This is a genomic window from Virgibacillus sp. (assembly GCF_013393565.1).
GTDB lineage: Bacteria > Bacillota > Bacilli > Bacillales > Amphibacillaceae > Virgibacillus > Virgibacillus dokdonensis.
The window spans coordinates 55,785-75,996 of record NZ_JABXHF010000003.1; the positions used below are offsets into that span (position 1 = coordinate 55,785).

The 20,212-nt window shown below is 35.5% G+C and carries 19 protein-coding genes, 1 other RNA gene and 1 pseudogene; 16 read left to right on the forward strand and 5 right to left on the reverse strand.

All coding sequences use genetic code 11. The features are described 5' to 3' along the window. Window positions 1-10: 10 nt before the first annotated feature. The 4 genes from aroA to HLX49_RS01450 all read left to right on the forward strand — a co-directional run bounded on the left by aroA (window position 11) and on the right by HLX49_RS01450 (window position 4,285). Entirely contained in the window at window positions 11-1,300 is a 1,290-nt protein-coding gene (aroA, locus tag HLX49_RS01435; protein ID WP_296360593.1) for a 3-phosphoshikimate 1-carboxyvinyltransferase, read from the forward strand. A 450-nt stretch (window positions 1,301-1,750) separates the two neighbouring features. Then, window positions 1,751-3,019: a tetratricopeptide repeat protein gene (locus HLX49_RS01440; protein WP_077703672.1), complete on the forward strand. Its 1,269-nt coding sequence runs from the start codon at window positions 1,751-1,753 to the stop codon at window positions 3,017-3,019. 102 nt (window positions 3,020-3,121) lie between these two features. Then, entirely contained in the window at window positions 3,122-3,694 is a 573-nt protein-coding gene (locus tag HLX49_RS01445; protein WP_077706890.1) for a ReoY family proteolytic degradation factor, read from the forward strand. An 84-nt stretch (window positions 3,695-3,778) separates the two neighbouring features. Continuing rightward, entirely contained in the window at window positions 3,779-4,285 is a 507-nt protein-coding gene (locus tag HLX49_RS01450; RefSeq protein WP_296360595.1) for a DUF2487 family protein, read from the forward strand. On the opposite strand, the pseudogene HLX49_RS01455 reads toward HLX49_RS01450, so the two are convergent. Both HLX49_RS01455 and recU read right to left on the reverse strand, forming a co-directional pair. Then, window positions 4,218-5,435, reverse strand: a pseudogene (locus HLX49_RS01455) (transglycosylase domain-containing protein); the annotation flags it as partial. The gene HLX49_RS01450 and the pseudogene HLX49_RS01455 overlap by 68 nt on opposite strands. A 17-nt stretch (window positions 5,436-5,452) precedes the next feature. Then, window positions 5,453-6,040 (reverse strand): Holliday junction resolvase RecU, encoded by a 588-nt coding sequence (recU, locus tag HLX49_RS01460; protein WP_077703693.1) that lies wholly within the window; start codon window positions 6,038-6,040, stop codon window positions 5,453-5,455. A gap of 261 nt (window positions 6,041-6,301) precedes the next feature. On the opposite strand from recU, the gene HLX49_RS01465 reads away from it, so the two are divergent. The 10 genes from HLX49_RS01465 to HLX49_RS01510 all read left to right on the forward strand — a co-directional run bounded on the left by HLX49_RS01465 (window position 6,302) and on the right by HLX49_RS01510 (window position 14,565). Then, the gene (locus HLX49_RS01465) at window positions 6,302-7,288 is read left to right on the forward strand and encodes a DUF2515 family protein (protein WP_077703694.1); all 987 of its coding nucleotides are present in this window, start codon (window positions 6,302-6,304) and stop codon (window positions 7,286-7,288) included. A 483-nt stretch (window positions 7,289-7,771) separates the two neighbouring features. Further along, window positions 7,772-7,999 (forward strand): hypothetical protein, encoded by a 228-nt coding sequence (locus tag HLX49_RS01470; RefSeq protein ID WP_296360598.1) that lies wholly within the window; start codon window positions 7,772-7,774, stop codon window positions 7,997-7,999. A 152-nt stretch (window positions 8,000-8,151) separates the two neighbouring features. Next, window positions 8,152-8,511 carry a DUF1798 family protein gene (locus tag HLX49_RS01475; RefSeq protein WP_296360600.1) on the forward strand — a complete coding sequence of 120 codons (360 nt, stop codon included), beginning with the start codon at window positions 8,152-8,154 and terminating at the stop codon, window positions 8,509-8,511. Window positions 8,512-8,555: 44 nt separating this feature from the next. Next, window positions 8,556-8,963, forward strand: coding sequence for a cytidine deaminase (locus HLX49_RS01480; protein ID WP_101933911.1), 408 nt, complete (start codon window positions 8,556-8,558; stop codon window positions 8,961-8,963). Between the two features lie 291 nt (window positions 8,964-9,254). Continuing rightward, window positions 9,255-9,569 (forward strand): cell division regulator GpsB, encoded by a 315-nt coding sequence (gene gpsB / locus HLX49_RS01485; protein WP_077703698.1) that lies wholly within the window; start codon window positions 9,255-9,257, stop codon window positions 9,567-9,569. A 65-nt stretch (window positions 9,570-9,634) separates the two neighbouring features. Then, an RNA gene (gene rnpB, locus HLX49_RS01490) (RNase P RNA component class B) lies at window positions 9,635-10,010 on the forward strand. 202 nt (window positions 10,011-10,212) lie between these two features. Continuing rightward, entirely contained in the window at window positions 10,213-11,364 is a 1,152-nt protein-coding gene (locus HLX49_RS01495; protein WP_296360603.1) for a THUMP domain-containing class I SAM-dependent RNA methyltransferase, read from the forward strand. Next, window positions 11,351-12,847 carry a carboxypeptidase M32 gene (locus HLX49_RS01500; RefSeq protein ID WP_296360605.1) on the forward strand — a complete coding sequence of 499 codons (1,497 nt, stop codon included), beginning with the start codon at window positions 11,351-11,353 and terminating at the stop codon, window positions 12,845-12,847. The genes HLX49_RS01495 and HLX49_RS01500 overlap by 14 nt, the downstream gene beginning before the upstream one ends. A gap of 123 nt (window positions 12,848-12,970) precedes the next feature. Next, window positions 12,971-14,056 (forward strand): type III polyketide synthase, encoded by a 1,086-nt coding sequence (locus HLX49_RS01505; RefSeq protein ID WP_296360607.1) that lies wholly within the window; start codon window positions 12,971-12,973, stop codon window positions 14,054-14,056. 2 nt (window positions 14,057-14,058) lie between these two features. Then, window positions 14,059-14,565, forward strand: a complete 507-nt coding sequence (locus HLX49_RS01510; RefSeq protein WP_077703702.1) for an isoprenylcysteine carboxyl methyltransferase family protein — start codon at window positions 14,059-14,061, stop codon at window positions 14,563-14,565. A 142-nt stretch (window positions 14,566-14,707) separates the two neighbouring features. Here HLX49_RS01510 and HLX49_RS01515 read toward each other — a convergent pair whose 3' ends face one another. The 3 genes from HLX49_RS01515 to HLX49_RS01525 form a co-directional block, all read right to left on the reverse strand. Continuing rightward, window positions 14,708-15,382 carry a queuosine precursor transporter gene (locus HLX49_RS01515; RefSeq protein ID WP_077703703.1) on the reverse strand — a complete coding sequence of 225 codons (675 nt, stop codon included), beginning with the start codon at window positions 15,380-15,382 and terminating at the stop codon, window positions 14,708-14,710. 199 nt (window positions 15,383-15,581) lie between these two features. Further along, window positions 15,582-17,318: a SulP family inorganic anion transporter gene (locus tag HLX49_RS01520; RefSeq protein WP_331805277.1), complete on the reverse strand. Its 1,737-nt coding sequence runs from the start codon at window positions 17,316-17,318 to the stop codon at window positions 15,582-15,584. Between the two features lie 277 nt (window positions 17,319-17,595). Next, complete coding sequence (locus HLX49_RS01525; protein ID WP_021291310.1) at window positions 17,596-17,796, reverse strand: cold-shock protein; 201 nt, start codon at window positions 17,794-17,796, stop codon at window positions 17,596-17,598. Window positions 17,797-18,111: 315 nt separating this feature from the next. Between HLX49_RS01525 and HLX49_RS01530 the strand changes: the two genes are divergently transcribed. Then, window positions 18,112-19,782 (forward strand): formate--tetrahydrofolate ligase, encoded by a 1,671-nt coding sequence (locus HLX49_RS01530; protein ID WP_296360614.1) that lies wholly within the window; start codon window positions 18,112-18,114, stop codon window positions 19,780-19,782. Continuing rightward, window positions 19,782-20,212: HD domain-containing protein (locus HLX49_RS01535; protein WP_296360616.1), on the forward strand; the 431-nt coding region annotated here is incomplete at its 3' end. The genes HLX49_RS01530 and HLX49_RS01535, both read left to right, overlap by 1 nt.

The window sequence follows — 20,212 nt, forward strand, 5'->3', positions numbered from 1 at the left end:
TGATAGAAAGTTGAAAGAACGAATATTACAACCGATAGGCAACCCTTTACAAGGGGAGATAGAAGTACCAGGTGATAAATCGATCTCACACCGATCCATTATGTTTGGCTCACTAGCTCATGGGACTACAATTGTGGAACATTTTTTAAACAGTGAAGATTGTTTGCGTACAGTAAATATTTTTCGGTCTATGGGTGTTTCTATTGAACAGAAAGAATCCAGTTTAACTATTTACGGAGAAGGTCCACAATCATTTACTGAGCCAGTTGAGCCTCTTTATTTAGGTAATTCTGGTACGACGGCAAGACTAATACTAGGTATCTTAGCAGGCTTACCTCTTTTTACTACTTTTTATGGAGATCGTTCGTTAACAAAACGCCCTATGAATCGCGTTGTTGAACCACTTCGTCTAATGGGAGCAAGCATTACAGGGTGCTCACAAGGAAACTATCTCCCTTTAGCTGTAGAAGGGAAAACATTGCAAGCCATTCATTATCATTTACCTGTAAAAAGCGCGCAAGTTAAATCAGCTGTTCTTTTAGCTGGTTTATTTGCAAACGGAACTACTACTGTTACTGAAATATCACCTACAAGAAATCATACAGAATCAATGTTACAAGCTTTTGGTGTGGAATTGTTAAATAACGGTTTAGATATTTCCGTTCGTGGACAACAAACATTAACAGCTACAGATATTTACGTTCCCGGTGATATTTCATCTGCAGCGTTCTTTCTCGTTGCAGCTGCTATCGTTCCAGGTAGTCAATTAAAACTATTACATGTTGGGTTGAATGAAACGCGTACAGGAATCATTGACGTTTTACAAGCAATGGGAGCTGACATAACCATTGAGAGGGAAGAAACAAAAGGTGGTGAACGTATTGGTGACATTAATATTCGTTACAAGGAGTTAACAGCAACAATTATTGAAGGAGATATGATTCCAAGACTCATAGATGAGATACCGATCATCGCTTTATTAGCTACTCAAGCTGAAGGAACGACAGTAATTAAGGATGCTGCAGAACTTCGTGTCAAAGAAACGGATCGCATTCACGCTGTGACAGAAACACTTACTAATTTAGGGGCAAAAGTCGAAGAAAAAGAGGATGGGCTACTAATTCATGGACGATCGAAACTGCACGGCAATAGAATTGAATCCTATCATGATCACCGAATGGCTATGATGGCATCTATTGCATCTTTGATCACCACAAGTGAAGTCGTAATTAATGACATAACTCCAATTGCAACATCTTACCCAACTTTTTATGCAGATTTAAAATCAGTGAGCGAATAATTTCTAAAAAGAGGTCATGACAAAACTACATCAGCGATCAAGCTAACGAACAATAAAAGCCCATTATTTACGCTGCGAAGCCAAATTATGTAGTCTTTATCCCAAGATGCCCCATGGAAGTTTTTTACAAGATAAACATGTCTATAGTACAAACAAGCCGAACTATTTTATAATTTAATGGTTCGGCTTGCTGCTATTTGGATGTTTATCAAGCTTATCTGGCGAATATTGGAGTGATAATGAGGAAACGTTAGTATATAGTTGGGTGTATAAGATTTTTTTGGTTTATGGTATAAGAAAAACTACGGTTATCGTTAGAAAGACTTTGGAGATAGCCAAGTTTTTCTAAGGTGTTAACCTTTAAAATGATTGGCTATGCGTTTATTTTGAACATCTGCTCGTTTTCCGTTATGATAAAGACCTGATGAACGTGAAGAAAGGAAGTTCAATGTGGAAACAATTATGGAAGCTGTTCGTTTAATGGAAGCCCAGCACGCAGAAAAAGCGGTAGAATTATTGGAAAACTATTTACCAATGGCTGATGACGAAGAGCGATACACAATAGCAGAATTGTATTTGCAATGGGGCTACTTACACGAAGCAAAAGCTATTTTTCAAGATTTAATACATCAATTTCCTGCTGAAGGAGAACTAAAAGTGGCTCTTGCAGATATTTATACGGAATTGGAAGATGACGAAGCTGCTATCCAACTGTTAAATGATATTGATGAAGAAGATCCTGCTTACCTACAAACATTGATTCAATTAGCAGATCTTTATCAAGCGCAAGGGCTTTTTGAAGTATCTGAACAAAAGTTATTAATGGCTAAACGATTTGATCCTAATGAACCAATTATTGATTTTGCTTTAGGAGAATTATATTTTTCAACAGCAGATTATGTAAAAGCCACTACTTATTATGAAAATATTTTGCCTAAGATGAAAGAAATTGCTCATGTATCGATAACAGATCGCCTAGCTGAAGCGTATGCCGAATCTGGAGAGTTTGAATTAGCTTTAACTTACTATCAAGATGAAGATAGTGAAAATCCCGATACGTTGTTTAAATATGGTTTTACTGCTTACCAAACTGGAAGAAAAGACATTGCGAGAAAAGCGTGGGAACATGTCATGGAGATTGATATGTATTACCATACAGTGTATTATCATCTTGCTTCTCTTTATGAGGAAGAGGGGATATATGAGAAAGCATATGAAATTAGTCAAAAAGGACTTCATGTAGATGCTTTTAATAAAGATTTATTTTTGTTAGCTGGGAAAATTGCTCATCAACTTGGAGAAGATGAAAAAAGTGAACAGCATGTTCGAGAAGCTATAGCAATGGATCCTGATTTTAAAGAAGCAGTGCTATTTTTAATTGAATTACTAAAAAATAATGCTGATTTTAAAGGAATTGTTGACTTGGTTAGCGAAATAATGAATACAGGTGCAGAGGATCCTTTGTATAATTGGGAACTAGCCCGCGCTTATAATGAATTGGAAGTATATAATGATGCATTAAAACACTATCAAACTGCATATAATAATCTCAAAGACGATAGTGACTTTTTAAAAGAATATGGCTATTTCTTAACAGAAGAGGGGAGGATAAAAGAGGCGATACCTGTATTTACTGCATACCTTGAGCAACAACCAATAGATGATGAAGTAAATGAATTTCTATTTCGCTTAAAGCAATCTGATCGTGAAGAGCCGTAAGTGCATGACTTTTTGATTGAACAACTTCTTAGACTTATTTAAATGGACTCGTGGTACACCAAATTATCCATGAAAAGAGGTTGTAAAGGAGAGTGAGAAATGGTGCATACTCCAGTATCTGTAGAAGATAAAAAAAGTTTTATTCGATGGTTTTTAAATCATTACCAGCTAAAAAAGCGAGAGAGCGTATGGATTTTAAATTATTTAATGAATCACGATGAAATACTTCACCATCTTCATTTTGTTAGAGAGGCGAAATTCTGTCCACGGGGAATTATTATGACAAGTCAATGCTCAAGTGAAACAGCCTTTCGTTTTTATAAAAATCAACTCGTAACAACAGATGCAGAGAAATCGTTTCATGACATTCGCTTGAATAAAACAGAAGCTCTGTACCTTCAGTTAAATTTTAAAAGATCATACCGAAGTGCATTATATATTGCGGTATTAGAGGAAAACCCATTTATACCAAATGACTATTTCATAACTGCTCAGGACAAAGAAGTTGCACAGCAGCTGCTAGATCAATCTCGATACGAATTTCAAAGAAGTTTTTTAAATGAGCAAATTGATCAAGCCTTGGACTGTATGAATGAAGAAGCTTTCTTAAAATTAACAAAAGAACTTCAAATGTTGGAAGAGAACTTTTTAAATCAACCAAAATTGCTAAAGTGATAGGTTGATTTTTTTTGTGAAGATAGATAAGATTTAAATAAATATATTTAAAATTTTGCAGAGTAAGAAAGGCTGGGCAGAGCGATGAAATGGAAAAAAACAGACATAACTCAGTATACAGAGGCAAAAGAATACATTGATACGGTTCTAATTCCATTAATGCCTTTTGAAATGGAAAGTGATACGCATTTAGACGTAAACGCTTTTCAATACGAATGGACGATGTTACTTGTAAATGAGTTAGAAAAAGAACTTACAGGACGGATGATGTTATTACCACCTTATGTTTATAGAAAACCTATCATCCAAGAACAAGAACTTACAAGAATTGATTCCTGGGCTAAAGAAATAAAAAAGCAACCTTTTAATCATGTGTTTTTTCTAACTTTAGATGGTGGATGGAAAAAGCATGAAGAAGCTCTTCCTGGAACACTACTCTGGTTGCCTGGAATGAAGTCAGGTGACTTACATTCTGCAGACATGTACAGATTTATTCGTGATCAAGTGGAGCAAATGAGCGAGTATCATCGTTTATTTGATGGTATGTTGACATTTTATTATATTCAATTGCTGGCCCGTAAGCTACAATAGGTTTAAAAGTTGAACCTGGCTGTGTTGTGTTTTGAATAGCGTAATTTAGCTCTCTTTTCCCTTCGCTATTCCTTCTACCACCAATAGCCCGAATGGCTCCAGTCTTCGTATCAAGAACTGTCATTGCTGCTTGCATCTCATCGTCAGGATATTGAATCGGATTTGAGTCACTATCCGTTAGTAAGGATTCCACATGCTTCTGCACACCTTGATCAATTGTCGTATGAATGGTTAAACCATCTGTATAAATATCTGCACCGTCTACTTTTTCTTTCACTTCTTTTTCCACCTGTTGTAAGAAACCTTCATAAGGTGTCGTTTCTGGCTTATCTTCAACTAATAAAGAAGGAATATCAACATTTCTAGCTTCTTCGGCTTCTTTTGCAGAAATTTTATCATGGCGTACCATTAAATCTAAAACAGTATCCATCCGCTCTTTCGTCAATTCGGGATTTTTAAACGGGTTGTATGCTGTTGGTCGCTGTGGCAACCCAGCTAAAATGGCCGCTTCAGGCAATGTTAATTCGCTTAAATCTTCTTTGCCGAAATAAGTTTCTGCAGCTGTAGCCACTCCATAAGCATTACTACCGTAAAAGATTTTGTTCAAATACATTTCCAAAATTTCTTCTTTTGAGTAGTCTCTTTCTAATTGTAATGCTAACCATTGCTCTTGAACTTTTAAACTAATCTTTTTTTCAGCAGACAAGAAAGATTTTTCAACTACTTGTTGCGTAATCGTACTTGCCCCCTCTGAACCAAAGCCATTTTTTATATTGGCAATAATTGCACCGCCAATTCTCCTTAAGTCAATACCAGAATGCTCAAAAAACCTCGCATCTTCGGTTGCTGTAACAGCATCAATTAACACTTGTGGTAGATCATCGTAGCTAATTTTCGTTCGATTTTTCTCACCCATAACCGCAAATGATTTCCCATCAATATCTAGGAATTCTGAGGCAAGAGGGTCGGATAATTTCGACTCATCTAAATCAGGAGCTGTTGCTACCCAGTAAGCTGCTGTAGCTCCAGCACCAAGTCCCATAATTATAAAAATAATTATGATTGAAAGTAATATTTTTTTCCATAATGGTTTTTTCTTTGTTTTCTTTTGTTTTCTTCTCGCTGTACGAGACTGGCTATTATTTGCCATGCTTCATTCCTCCATCTCTAAAAATAAAGCTTATCAATAATTGTTAAATAGTCAACTCTAGCTTTATATTGAAAAGGGATAAAATAACCCTGCTGTTTTATTGTTTTATACGCAATAGATTTTTTATCTCCTTTTAGGTGAGCATACCAATGCGTAAAAAGTCTTTCAGCAGGAAATAAATATGTTTCATCAAGTACAGAAAAGCGTATGAGCAGAAAAGTAATACCGCCTTGAGCAGCAACTGCCTGCATATGTTCGACTTGATGAGCATGTATATTTGCTAACGGAAATAGCGTTTTATTTTTTGTTTCCTTTGCTTCAAAATCAATGTATTTTTCGCGATACACTCCGTTGTAATCCGTTGTTGAAGCTTGTTTGAAATAAGCTTCTGTAATTACTGCTGCACTTCGTTTTGGATAATTGACCTTAACAATTTGAACAGGTGTCGGTTTTTTGTGAATGACAGCTTTTTTTGTTTCTAAATAGTATGCATTTGTATCATTAATATCCTTTTCTAATGACATCCCACGATTACCAAATTGATGAGAATATAATTTTTTTTGCTTGTATAGATCCCCATTTTTTCTTCCATTTGGGTAATTCATTTATTTACAACCCCTTCTTTAAATCAGCGTATGAATAAATGAAATAGCTGACACGTTTCATGGCGAAAAGAAATTGTTCAACAACACAAAATGTAAAGTTTAACCTTTTGTGTTGTCTCTGAAAAATTCACCTTGATTGAAATTCACTTTTATTTACATAGTATTTCCTCTCTGCAAAAAAATACTAGCGCCTTATGATGCATAGTAATGTCATGCTCCGTACATGTTATAAAATAATTGTTCTGAAAGGATGGGAGGCAGATGTATATAGATGCAAACATCAAAGCCTATCTTCATTATATAACAAATAAAACAACAGCACATAACCAAGATAATATAACACGTACAAACGCTTATTTTAAGTTTTATCTGAAATTCCCAGAAATAAAATGGGCTTTTTTAGCAAGTATCGTATCGAGAAATGCTGGCTGGAACATGACCGATCTGCAAATGACTCCATTTCAACATTTATTAGGGAGGCAAGAAAGACAGCGGCTGTTTATGACGTATGAGCGTGCTAATTGGCTCATTTTTTCAGATGCCTTCCCTCAACTCTTAGTATACCAATTATCCAAGCAAAACAACAAACCAATGTTCGATCTTCTTTCTCTGTTTCATGTTTCTAGTTATATGATAAAAGAATGGCACTATTTTTGGAAGTATTGTGATAAAAATCGTCTTGTACAAGCACTTATTATAAACGAACAGAATGTTATTCAAGAGCCTGTTATTAATCAGCATTATTTTCAACGCCGTGTATTTCATCAATTGCCTTATCAAATGCAAAACTTTTTTATGATGAATGCTGTTCTTTTGCCTTCTATGTCCAATGATGATTTATATGGTGCCTATGTCCATAACTTCACAAATAAAACGAACCGAATTCAGTTAGGGAAAAAACTAGCTTCTATTATTTTTTCCCCAACTGTCTATAAGCAAACGTTTTTATTTACTAAATATTGTACACACACTGGATCCAGACGTGATTATGAACGTTTTTTGAAGCTTCCCAAACAACCGATAACCCCAATCTTGCGAATGGTATATCCCAGTATTACACATCAAGATACCATACGAAAGGATTGGTATCAATCAGGGGGTGTAAAGAAAAAATGGATTCGCGACGCACCTCGATGTAACAAACAACAAATCGGAAAAACTTTTTATCAAAAACGACAAATGTTATTTGCTTATTTCTATACTAAACAAGTGTTTACGGCAAAAAAATATTTTTCAAAAAGGGATTAGCTTCTCTAAAATATAAATTAGGTTACAGTAAAAGAAAAAATATAACAATTTCCTTATAAAGATATTTTACGGTAAGGCAAACGTATCTCCAACTAGAAGCAGAAACAAAGTAAAGAAATACAACGTGTCATTTCGAGTGATTTTTAAAATCATTTTGAATAGATAAAGTGCTGCCATGCACGTATATGGCAGCACTTTTTTAAACACTTTTTTAACATCTAAGTTGCTGGAAAGTTGGGTCCGTTCAATTTTTTGTCTCCTTTTTTCAAAGATTTAGAACGGATGCTTTCTGTTTTGGTTTGTTTCTTCTTTTTATCTTTCATCGTTTACCCTCCTTTCATCATTAGTTTGTCAAAAACGTAAAAATAAATGAGTATATTCACTTGTTTTGTAAGCTTCATTCTAGTTTTGTCGAACGTGAAGGAAGCCTTCTTTTTAAGGCGAAATGTATACAGTAAGATGGAAAGGGGAGGTAGCATAAGAATGCTTGCGTATCAATCACCAAAAAAAGGAAAGCGCGGTGTGGACCGTAAAAAAGTGGAAGCAGCTTTATACGAATTATCAAATCAAATTCGCCGATTGGATCAAAAGTTGATCATGAAAGTAGAAAATAATATATCAAATCAATATTATGAAAAACTAAATGAAATTGCGCTAGTGAAGAAGCAATGTATACAATTAGAAAAAAATACAAGAGAACAAAGAAAGTAAGCCTATCCAGTATCAACTTGTATCTACTTCGTTCCTCAAAAGAAATCATTTGAAAAAAATTTAAAATAGCACCATAGTAAAAAGTTCTTATTCATCTTCATTATATGTTACTATATAGACATATCATTATATTTAAGTAGGTTGAGATTTGCATGGATATAAAACAACAAACCAATATATTACAACAAAATTTATATCAGTTGAAAGAAAAATTTGAGCATACTAATCCTCCAGAGGATCGAAAAGATAGAGCGTTGTTTCTGAAAGTTAAAGAGGAAACAACGCCTATTTATCAGTTGCTTGAACGTTGGGAAACAGAAGCTTTACAGTTGGTACAAAAGCGCAAAGTGAATGTACATCCTCACCAAATTGTTTCTACAAGAGAAAATATGGAACTATTACTGTTACATAGTTATTATATAGATGTAAAGAAAAAACGATATATCGAATTATACAAATCAATACAATACATTTTCGATCAGTTAATGCGCGAGTTGGATACGCTGTTGTAAATCTGTTAGATGATTCTAAAATCAATTCGAGAAGGGGATGCATGATGAAAACAAAACAAGCATTAATAGAAGCTGCTAAAACAATTAGAGAAAAAGCATATGTACCGTATTCTAATTTTCAAGTTGGAGCAGCGTTACAAACGGGTTCCGGAAATATTTATACAGGCTGTAATATCGAAAATGCTGCTTATCCTGTAACATGCTGTGCAGAGCGAGTGGCTATTTTCCAAGCAATTGCCAATGGTGAAAAATCATTTACGGAAATGGCTGTTGTTGCTGATACAGAAAGGCCCGTACCTCCATGTGGGTCTTGTAGACAAGTAATGAGTGAATTTTTTCCTTCAGATATGCTTATTCATCTAACTAACCTAAAAGAAGATATAAAAACGGTTAAAATGGAAGAACTATTGCCTTTTTCGTTTCAGCCTTCTGATTTAGAGCAAGAAGTGTAGCGAATTACGACATTTGTTCTCTATTGTAAAAGTATTTTTTATATTTTGGAGTGCTTGCAGACAAACTCGGTAACAGTAAACAATGTATTTTTCAATCGTAACAAACACTTTTCGATACTTCATTATGTACCACTCAAAACGCATTTGCACGGATTCATTTTTCACACCTCTTATTTAATGCTATAATAAAAAAAGAGTACACAAACATATTATTTTTTTCCAGTCATACAATGGAAAAAAAGAAACAAACAAAGCCACACTTAATTATAGAACTGGTATGAGGTGATCGTAATGAGTATGAACCAAGTGCATTTAACAAGTAAAGATATTTTAGATAAAGATTTTAAGACCGCAATGCGAGGATATAACCAAGAAGAAGTGGATGAATTTCTTGACTTAATTATTCAAGATTATGATTTGTTTAAACAGGAGATCAATCGTTTACAACAAGAAAATGAGCAATTGCGAAAAACAAGTACTGAGAAACCAAAAGCAAGGTCTGTGCAAACTGCACCTAATCATCAAGTTAATTATGATGTGTTAAAACGTCTTTCAAATTTAGAAAAAGCAGTGTTTGGTAAAAAGTTTGCTGATTCAGAAGGGTGATTCTCATTTCTTAACTTGCTTTTTTTTATCAATATGGTATAATCTTATCTTGCACTAGTTGTTAAATACTCAAGTGATCGCTGTAATTTTTACAGAGGAAAGTCCATGCTCACACAAACTGCGATGTTTGTAGTGTTCGTGCTTGACGAAATCATAAGTCAAGGTAACCTTTTGGTTAACGGCAGGTGCATTTCCTAAGTCCAGTAATCGGATACGGAAGTAACCTTGAAAGTGCCACAGTGACGTAGCTGATTGGGAAACCTTTCAGGTGGAACGAGGTAAACCCCACGAGTGAGCAACCCAAATAATGGTAGGGGCATCTTTTAGTAGGGAATAGGAACCGAACGGAGGACAAGCTAAGCTTGTAGATAGATGATCACCACCAAAGTACGAGGTTGACCACCGTTAGCAGTACAATGGTACAGAACATGGCTTATCGAGTATTTAACAGGTCAAAATAATTAACATGAAGTCTCTCTATCGTTAAAGTGTATAAACGAAAGAGAGACTTTTTTCATTTAATCAACGATCTGTTTCTATCCATTCTTGTATGAAATTCATTTGCATAACGAATATTTATTCATGATGCATAAGAAAATATGGTAAACTAAAACACAAACAGTCATTGAAAGGACGTTTTTTTATGCATACAGTTACATTAATAGCTACCGCAGCGATGGGATTAGAGTCTGTTGTTGCAAAAGAAGTTAAAAATTTAGGTTATGAAGTACAAGTTGATAATGGAAAAGTAGAATTTGAGGCGCCTATAAACGCAATTCCTCGTTGTAATTTATGGCTTCGTTCTGCGGATCGAGTAAAATTATTAGTTGGTAAATTTAAAGCTACATCCTTTGATGATTTATTTGAGGGAACAAAGGCTTTACCCTGGGAAATTTACATTGATGAAGATGGTGAAATTCCTGTAATAGGAAAATCTGTTCAATCAACATTACATAGTGTTCCTGATTGTCAAAAAATAGTCAAAAAGGCGCTCGTTGAAAGGATGAAATTAAAATATGGCATGATTTCTAAACTACCAGAAACGGGAGCAATGTATCGTGTCGAAATCGCCTTATTAAAAGATGAAGCAACACTTACGATCGATACTTCAGGCGTAGGTTTACATAAGCGAGGCTATCGAGTTGGACAAGGTGAGGCTCCGCTTAAAGAGACCCTTGCTGCTTCATTAGTATTATTAACCAATTGGCATCCAAATGAGACTTTCGTTGATCCATTTTGTGGTTCAGGTACTATCCCTATTGAAGCTGCAATGATTGGACAAAATATTGCTCCAGGTTTTAATCGTGAATTTTCATCCGAAGATTGGTCATTTGTTAAACAAAAGTATTGGGACAAAGCTTTTGAAGAAGCGGAGGATGTCGCTAATTATGATCAACCTTTAAATATTACTGGGACGGATATTGATCATAAAATGATTAACGTTGCGAATAGAAATGCACTTGAAGCAGGGCTAGGGGAACTTATTCAATGGAAGCAAATGCAAGTTAGTGATCTTCACTTTAAACAGCCTAACGGTTATATTGTAAGCAATCCGCCTTATGGGCAGCGTCTCGGAGATCAAAAACAATCAACGAAAACAGCAAAACAACTTGGTGAAATCATAAGTAACCACCCTAGTTGGAGTGTTTATATAATAACGGCATATGATCATTTTGAAGCCGCTTTTGGTAAAAAAGCAACGAAGAAGCGAAAGTTGTTTAATGGCTATATTCGAACAGACTATTATCAGTACTTCGGTCAGAAAGAAAGGGGAGATTCTGATGAAATTAAGTGATAAAAAACAGCAATTTAAAAATTATTTAAAAGAAATAGATTATTATCGAGAGGCACTTTCCCTTATACATTGGGATATGCGTACGAAAATTCCAACTAAAGGAGTAGAGCAGCGTTCAGAAGTGGCAGGTTTTTTGGGAGAAAAAATTCACCAATTGCAGACATCGAAGCAAATGGAAGCATTTATTAAAGAACTTAAACCTAACGCTAATGATCCTATTCTTTTAAGAACAATTGAAGTTTGTGAAGAAGAATATGAAAGAAATAAAAAAATTCCTCACAAGCTGTATAAAGATTTTATGATTACACAGACTAAATCTGAAGCAATTTGGCAACAAGCTAGAGAGACTGATGAATTTCATCTATTTCGACCCTATCTTAAAAAGTTAGTAGATTTCAACCGTGAATTCGCTTCTTATTGGGGATATGAAAATAATATTTACGATGCTTTGCTACACAAATTTGAGCCAGGTATCACAGTGAACAAACTAGATCATGTATTTCCTAAATTACGCAGATCGTTACGCTCTATATTAGAAAACGTACAAGCAAGTGGTGTAAAGCCTGATCCTAGCTTAATACAAGTTCATTTCCCTAAACAACAGCAAGTAGCTTTTACAGAGCAACTGCTTAAACAAATGGGCTATGACTTTACATCTGGGCGCTTAGATGAGACTGTTCATCCATTTGCTATTCCATTAAATCAAAATGACGTACGATTAACTACTCGTTATGACGAAAATGATTTCCGAATGGCTGTATTTGGAACAATTCATGAAGGGGGACACGGCTTATACGAGCAAAATATTGACCCTCGTTTATCCCAAACACCATTAGCGACTGGAACTTCTATGGGTATACATGAATCACAATCGTTATTTTGGGAAAATTTCATTGCCAGAAGTTATCCATTTTGGCAAAAGAATTACGACTTATTCTTGCAGTATGCTCCACATTCATTTCAAAATATAGATTTAGAACAATTTTATCAAACAATCAACGAAGTGAAGCCATCTTTTATTCGAATTGAAGCAGATGAATTAACATATCCGCTACATATTATGATTCGATATGAGTTAGAAAAAGCACTTATGAATGAAGAAATCATAGTAGATAACTTACCTCATTTATGGAATGAAAAAATGAACGATTATTTAGGTATCACGCCGCCAACAGATAGGGAAGGTGTACTGCAAGATATTCATTGGGCAGGTGGTGATTTCGGGTACTTCCCATCCTACGCTTTAGGGTATATGTATGCAGCACAAATTTATCATACATTATCTAAAGACCTTCATGTAGAGAGCCTTATCCGAACTGGTGACCTTACTCCTATTAAAAGTTGGCTCGCTAATTCCATTCATCAATATGGAAAATTGAAAGAACCGCTGAAAGTTCTAACTGATGTAACGAACGAAACATTAAACCCTGACTATTTAGTACAACATTTAGAAAAAAAATTCAAGGCTATTTATCAGTTTTAATCGTATAAAAGATGCTGTAAGTAGGTTTAAGTAACGGTGTGTGTTTTAGTATGCAATTACATTTTGGTCGATTAACAGGGGGAACAACGCTCACACGTCATGATTTGTAAAGGAGATTAAAGCATGTCATATATTTGTTCCATTGGCTTGGGAATACCAAAGTATCGTCTAAGTCAACAACGTGTAAAAGAAATGGTTCAGGAAATTTTTCCTTATTCCAAGCGAGAAATTAACCGGCTACTCCCTGTTTTTGATCATGCACAAGTGGACGAAAGGCAGTTTGTAGTGGAAACTAATTGGTTTACAGAAAATCATTCCTTCCAAGAGCGCAACAATTTATTTATTGAACTTGCTAAAGCGTATGCGTTAAAAGCCATTGATGATTGTTTACATCAGATGGCGTTTTTATCAAATCCTATTGATTACGAAGATATTGATATGATTATCTTTGTGTCAAGTACCGGTGTAGCAACCCCTTCATTAGATGTGCATGTAATGAATGAACGTCCTTTTCGACAAGATGTAAAGCGCATGCCTTTATGGGGATTAGGGTGCGCTGGAGGAGCTATTGGCTTAGCAAGAGCACACGATTGGTTGTCAGCAAACCCAGATAAATCTGCATTAGTTATTTGTTGTGAATTATGCAGCTTAACGTTTCAAAAAGGGGATCTGAAAAAAAGTAACCTGATAGGAACTGCTTTATTTGGTGACGGTATAGGGGCCGCAGTTATTGTTGGAGAAACATCTCCATTAATTCAACATAGTAAAAATAAAGTACCACGTTTGCTGCAATCCGATTCTTATACTAAAAAGGACAGCATTTCGGTAATGGGATGGCAAATCATCGAAACAGGATTTGAAGTGATTTTTTCCAAAAGCATTCCTGCGCTCGTACAAAGTTTTTGGAGGGAGCATGTACAGCTATTTTTTAATCAACACCAATTAAACGAAAATGCTATTGCTACTTTTATTGCCCATCCAGGAGGCAAGAAAGTTATAGAAGCGATGCAACATGTGTTGCAAGCAGATGTTGATAAATTTCGTCACTCTATTTCTGTACTAAGAAAACACGGTAATATGTCTTCAGCAACCGTTCTTTATGTACTTTATTCATGGATGAAGGAAGCACGATATACAAATGAAAAAAGTGTGCTCTCTGCACTTGGTCCAGGGTTCAGTTCGGAATTGATTTTAATGGAGTGGATGTAGTAATGCCAATTTTTATGTGGATTATTTTGTCGGTGATTATAATACAGCGACTAGTAGAGCTGGCTATTGCACGTAGTAATGAGCAATGGATGAAACAAAGAGGAGCCATTGAAAAAGGAAAGAAACACTATAAATGGTTTATTATTATCCATACATTGTTTTTCTTGTCTCTCATTGCGGAAATTATTTTTCGTAATCAACAAAGCTTTTCCTTTAACTATGTTCTATTTGCTGCTTTTATAATTACCCAAATTGGCCGTATTTGGTGTATTACAACATTGGGTAGATTTTGGAACACCAAAATAATCATTGCACCGCAATTTGACGTTATTAAGCGAGGTCCATATAAATACGTAAAACATCCTAACTACATTATTGTTGGTGTAGAATTGTTTGTCATTCCTTTACTGTTTGGTGCGTGGTTTACAGCGATATTATTTCCAATTCTACATGTGTTATTATTATATGTACGCATTCCCGTAGAAGAAAAAGCTGTTTATGGGCATTAGATACACTTATAATTTCCTATAGTGCTTAAAATAAATAAAATGTTCCACTTATATGAAAGTGGAACATTTTATATAGTGAATATGAATGGATTTATTTAGGTTATGCTCAAAAGAGCGGCTTTTTACTAAAATTGTATAAAAGTTAGTCATGATTCATTTTTTTAGCTATATACATAAATGGCGTATCCATAATGGCTACAATAAATTTAATGATATAAGTAGTAATGAAAATTTCAAAAAATATTTCTGTTGGATAGCTTCCATAAAAAGCGATACTGCAAAATACGACCGTGTCCAATAATTGGCTAACACCTGTACTTCCATTGTTACGGATCCATAGATGCTTGTCAGCAGGAAACATCTTCCTAAATTTATCATAAATCCAAACGTCGAATGACTGGCTGATGATATAAGCTGCTAGACTTCCAGCAACCACCCTAGGAATTAAATCAAATATAGTTGTTAATGATTCATGAGCGATGTCGTCTGCACCAGGTTGAAACGTCAGGGCTATTTGCATAAAGATGGTCATCGCTAATAGCGTAGCAAACCCCATCCAAACCGCTTTTTTCGCTTCATCTTTTCCATGCTTTTCGTTAATAATATCTGTTGCCAAATAAGCTGTCCCATATAGAATGTTACCAAGTGTAGCAGTCAGACCAAAAAGTTCGACAGTCTTTAAAACTTGGATGTTTGCAATAATTGTAGCCATTCCAATCCAAACATAAAGACCTATTTTTCCAAACAGACGATAAAACAATAATAGCATGGAAAAATTTACGATAGCGAAGATAATCCAAATTATTTCGTTCGTCACATAAATTCCTCCTTAGTTTTGATAACGCGGGAGTTCTCGAACCGCGAAAAACACAAATGATATTATACGCCGCAAAAAACTAAAATGCAATTATTAATTGTGTATCTCCTGATTCAAGTAGTAAAAGGTGGCACATTTTCTTATATAAAATTAAAATACTAAAAAAAGTTTTAATTAAAAAAACGATTAATATGTGAGTTTATTGTTCTGATGATGAAAGAGATACATTATTATTTTGTTTAAAAGCTTTACATGAGGTTCTATTTTCTTTAGAGCATATAGAACACTTGCTAACTTCAATGAGTTGTAGTCCATAATTAACTGCTTCTTCTGAACGATGAAAGATATGATGTTCCCCAATTTTATACAAAAGACCACTTGCCTTTAGCATAGCCGTTACATCTGAATTTGCTTCTGAGATAATAATTGTTCCACCCATATTTTTAAAATCGGTAACTAGAGAGTCTAAATTAGCTGCGCCTGTGGCATCTAAAATAGAAACATGCTTCATTTTTAAAATTAGTACCGTTGGACGCTGATTGATGCACCGTGTAATGATAGATTCAAACTTGTCTGCAGCACCAAAGAATAACGCTCCACCAACAGTATAAAATGAAAGTTTGGGGCATGTGGAGCTTAACGTGTCCAAATGATTACCATGTGTTGTGTCTTTGACTTTATCAGGAATAACTTTTTCTACTTGCAACACTTCGCTCATCCGCTTTATGAACGAAACCATTGCAAGTAATAGACCAATTTGTACAGCTGTCGTAAGATTAACAAATACAGTTAATAGAAAAGTAACTACTAGTACAAGTGAATCGCCTGTTTTTAATTTAAGTATATGTATAAACGATTTATATTCACTCATATTATAGGCGACGATCATTAAAATAGGCGCCATACTTGCTAGAGGTATGTTCGATGCAAATGGTGCAAATAACAATAGAATTAATAAGACAAAAACACTTTGAAATATTCCTGAGAACGGACTAATTGCTCCACTTTTAATATTCGTAGCTGTTCTAGCTATAGCACCTGTTGCCGGGATTCCGCCAAACATGGGAGTGACCATATTAGCAATTCCTTGGCCAACTAATTCTCGATTGGAGTTATGCTTTGTCCCTGTCATTCCATCAGATACAACCGCAGATAATAGTGATTCTATTCCTCCAAGCATTGCAATCACAAAAGCAGGTTGCCAAAGCTCAGCAATAGTTCCCCAAGTTATTTCTGGCATTCGAAAGCTAGGTAAAGATTGAGGGATACCACCAAAGGATGTACCAATGGTTGCTACTTCAGAAGGATATAGGAGCATGGCGACAGCAGTTGGTAAAATTAATGCAACAAGTAGAATAGGAACCTTTGGAAGAATCTTTGGGATAAAGATGATGGCGAAAAGACCTATAAATGCTGTACATACGCTATACCAATTAATAAAAGCAATATTATCTATAATTTGCATCATATTCTCATGAAAATATTGCTTTTTGTCAAGTTCCTCAAGACCGAGAAAATTACCAATTTGACCACTAAATATAATAACAGCAATTCCCGATGTAAATCCGATAGTTACTGATCTAGGAATGAATTGAATCAATTTCCCAAATTTTAATATCCCCATTAACAAAAGTATAAATCCAGCCAAAAATCCGGCAACTAATAACTTTTCATAGCCATACTCTAATACAATAGCAAGTAATATTGGAATAAATGCTCCCGTTGGACCAGCAATTTGAAATCTGGAACCACCAAATAAAGCTACGAAAAGCCCTGCAAAAATGGTTGTGTATAACCCATACTCAGGTTTAACACCAGAGGCAATAGCAAACGCCATCCCAAGTGGAATGGCTACAATCCCTACTGTTAAACCTGCAATCATGTCACGCTTTATATCTACTAATGAAAAACTGTTGAAACGATTGTCTTTAAACAAATAATCTGATCTCTCCTTAAAATAAATTTTTAAAGCATTAAGAAATAAACCACTAAATTGGTAGAGAATTAGATTTAGCTTTTGGAGTTAGGTTTTTCTGAAGCAGGAAGGAACATGTGCGTTCACGAAAAAAGCCACTCTCCCTCAGTAGAGTGACAACATCTAATAAATTATTCGTTAGAAAAACTTGGCTTGTCACCAAGTATTAGCTGCGGATAGTGCAAAAAAAGCGGTAATCTAACGAAAAGATTACCGCTATATCTATGAGGTACGTTCGTTATTTTTTTACAACATTAGCTGCTTGTGGTCCGCGTTCACCTTCAACGATATCAAAAGAAACTTCTTGGCCTTCTTCAAGTGTTTTAAAACCTTCTTCTTGAATTGCTGAGTAATGTACAAAGACATCGTTTCCTTCTTCTTGCTGAATAAATCCATATCCTTTTTCAGCGTTAAACCATTTTACTACTCCGTTTTCCATCTAATTAATCCTCCTAAAATGCTTCACGTTCCCTTTGAAAAACGTGGTAATGCAAAGCAGATAACAGAACATAAAAATAGACAGCCTCTATAGAAGTGTAGGATCACTTTACACCCACTTCTATGGAAGCTGCCTGCATGAATGAATCCGTACATCTTCTTTGCTTGATTCTAATATAGCTTATTTATGTAACTTCGTCAAGGAAAGTAAGGACGATAACTCGACATTTTTTATGTTTCCAGTTATGATTTAAATGTATTAAATAAGCAATGAAAACGATTACTTAAACATCAAATTGAAAGGGGTCATACTATAATGAATAAGGATATTGAAATTGCCCAACAAACACCGTTAGAGCCAATACATAACATTGCAGAGCAACTTCAACTAACTTCAGAGGATTGGGAACCATATGGACATTCAAAAGCTAAGCTGTCAGCAACCTTATTTGAGAAATTAAAACAAAAGAAAAGCGGAAAGATCATTTTAGTCACATCAATTAATCCAACACCCGCAGGAGAAGGAAAATCAACAGTTACGGTTGGACTTGGACAAGCATTAAACCAAATGAGAAAGAATGCAATTATTACACTTCGCGAGCCTTCACTAGGTCCAGTTATGGGAATTAAAGGTGGGGCAGCTGGAGGAGGTTATTCCCAAGTTTTACCGATGGAAGATATTAATTTGCATTTTACTGGGGATATTCATGCTATAACTACAGCAAATAACGCTTTAGCTGCATTGATTGACAATCATATTCATCAAGGCAATGAATTACAAATTGACCCAAGAAAGATTGAATGGAAACGAGTAGTAGATATGAATGATCGCGCTCTAAGGCAGATCGTTGTTGGTCTAGGTGGAGCAAAACAAGGAGTTCCTCGAGAAGATGGTTTCAATATTACCGTTGCATCTGAAATTATGGCTATACTCTGCTTAGCCACCGATGTACAAGATTTAAAAGAAAGGCTTCGTTCAATCGTTATCGGCTATACATTCGATCATCAGCCTGTCACAGTTAGCGATTTGAAAGTAGAAGGTGCATTAACTCTGTTATTAAAAGACGCAATAAAACCAAACCTTGTACAAACGACAGAAAACACACCTGCTATTATTCATGGCGGCCCATTTGCTAATATCGCTCATGGCTGTAATAGCATTATTGCAACAAAAATGGCGGCTAAATTGGCAGATTATACAATAACAGAAGCTGGGTTTGGGGCGGATTTAGGAGCTGAAAAGTATTTTCATATTAAATCTCATGCAGGTAATATTGATACCTCAGCTGTTGTCATCGTCGCTACTGTACGTGCGCTAAAAATGCACGGCGGCGTTACAAAAGATAGGTTGATGGAGGAAAACATCACAGCTTTAGAGGCTGGCATGGATAATTTACAGAAACATATTGAAACCATTCAGGCTTTCAATGTACCATTTGTTGTAGCAATTAATCAATTTCCAACCGATACAAAGCAGGAAACATCATTTATTCAGCAATGGTGTGAAGCGCGAGGTTATGATGTTGCGCTAACCACTGTATGGGCTCATGGAGGAAAAGGAGGAATAGAGTTAGCTAAAAAAGTAATCGCTAAAGCAAATAATTCTCATTCTTCTTTTCAACCTTTATATGACATAAACGAGTCCTTGGAAAACAAATTAAGAATAGTAGCTCAGAAAGTATATGGGGCAGATGATATTGAAATAACAAAGGGAGCCCGTAAACAATTACGTTTTTTCCAAGAACAAGGTTGGAGTAATTTGCCTGTCTGTATGGCTAAAAACCAATATTCATTATCAGATGACCCAACGTTATTAGGGAGACCAACAGGTTTTACTATTACAATTAGAGAGCTTCGAGCATCTATTGGGGCCGGATTTATTGTCGCTTTAACTGGTGACGTGATGACAATGCCAGGGCTTCCTGCCAAACCGGCTGCTTTAGGAATGGATGTAGGGGAAGATGGACGAGCAAAAGGATTATTCTAATGCAAACAGCTGAACAACTATCTGAGATAGAGCATTTTGTATACAGGTTATTCTCTGATGACATTACTGGTCACGATTATTATCATATGAGGCGAGTTGCTCGTTTGGCAAAATATATAGCGGAAAAAGAAGACGCTAATCCGTTTATTTGTGAAACAGCTGCTTGGCTTCATGACGTTGGGGATGAAAAATTGTTTTCAGATCCTCATGTTGTCATTCAAGAAATAAGAGATTTGCTTGATCGCCTTTCTTTAACAAAACAACAAATAGAGAAAATAAAGCAAGCAATGCAAGATGTTTCTTTTCGTAAAGGGAAAACTCCGGTAAGCCTAGAGGGGAAAATCGTTCAAGATGCTGATCGGTTGGATGCTATTGGAGCGATTGGCATCGCTCGTGCTTTTAGCTATGGTGGGGCAAAAGAACGCCATCT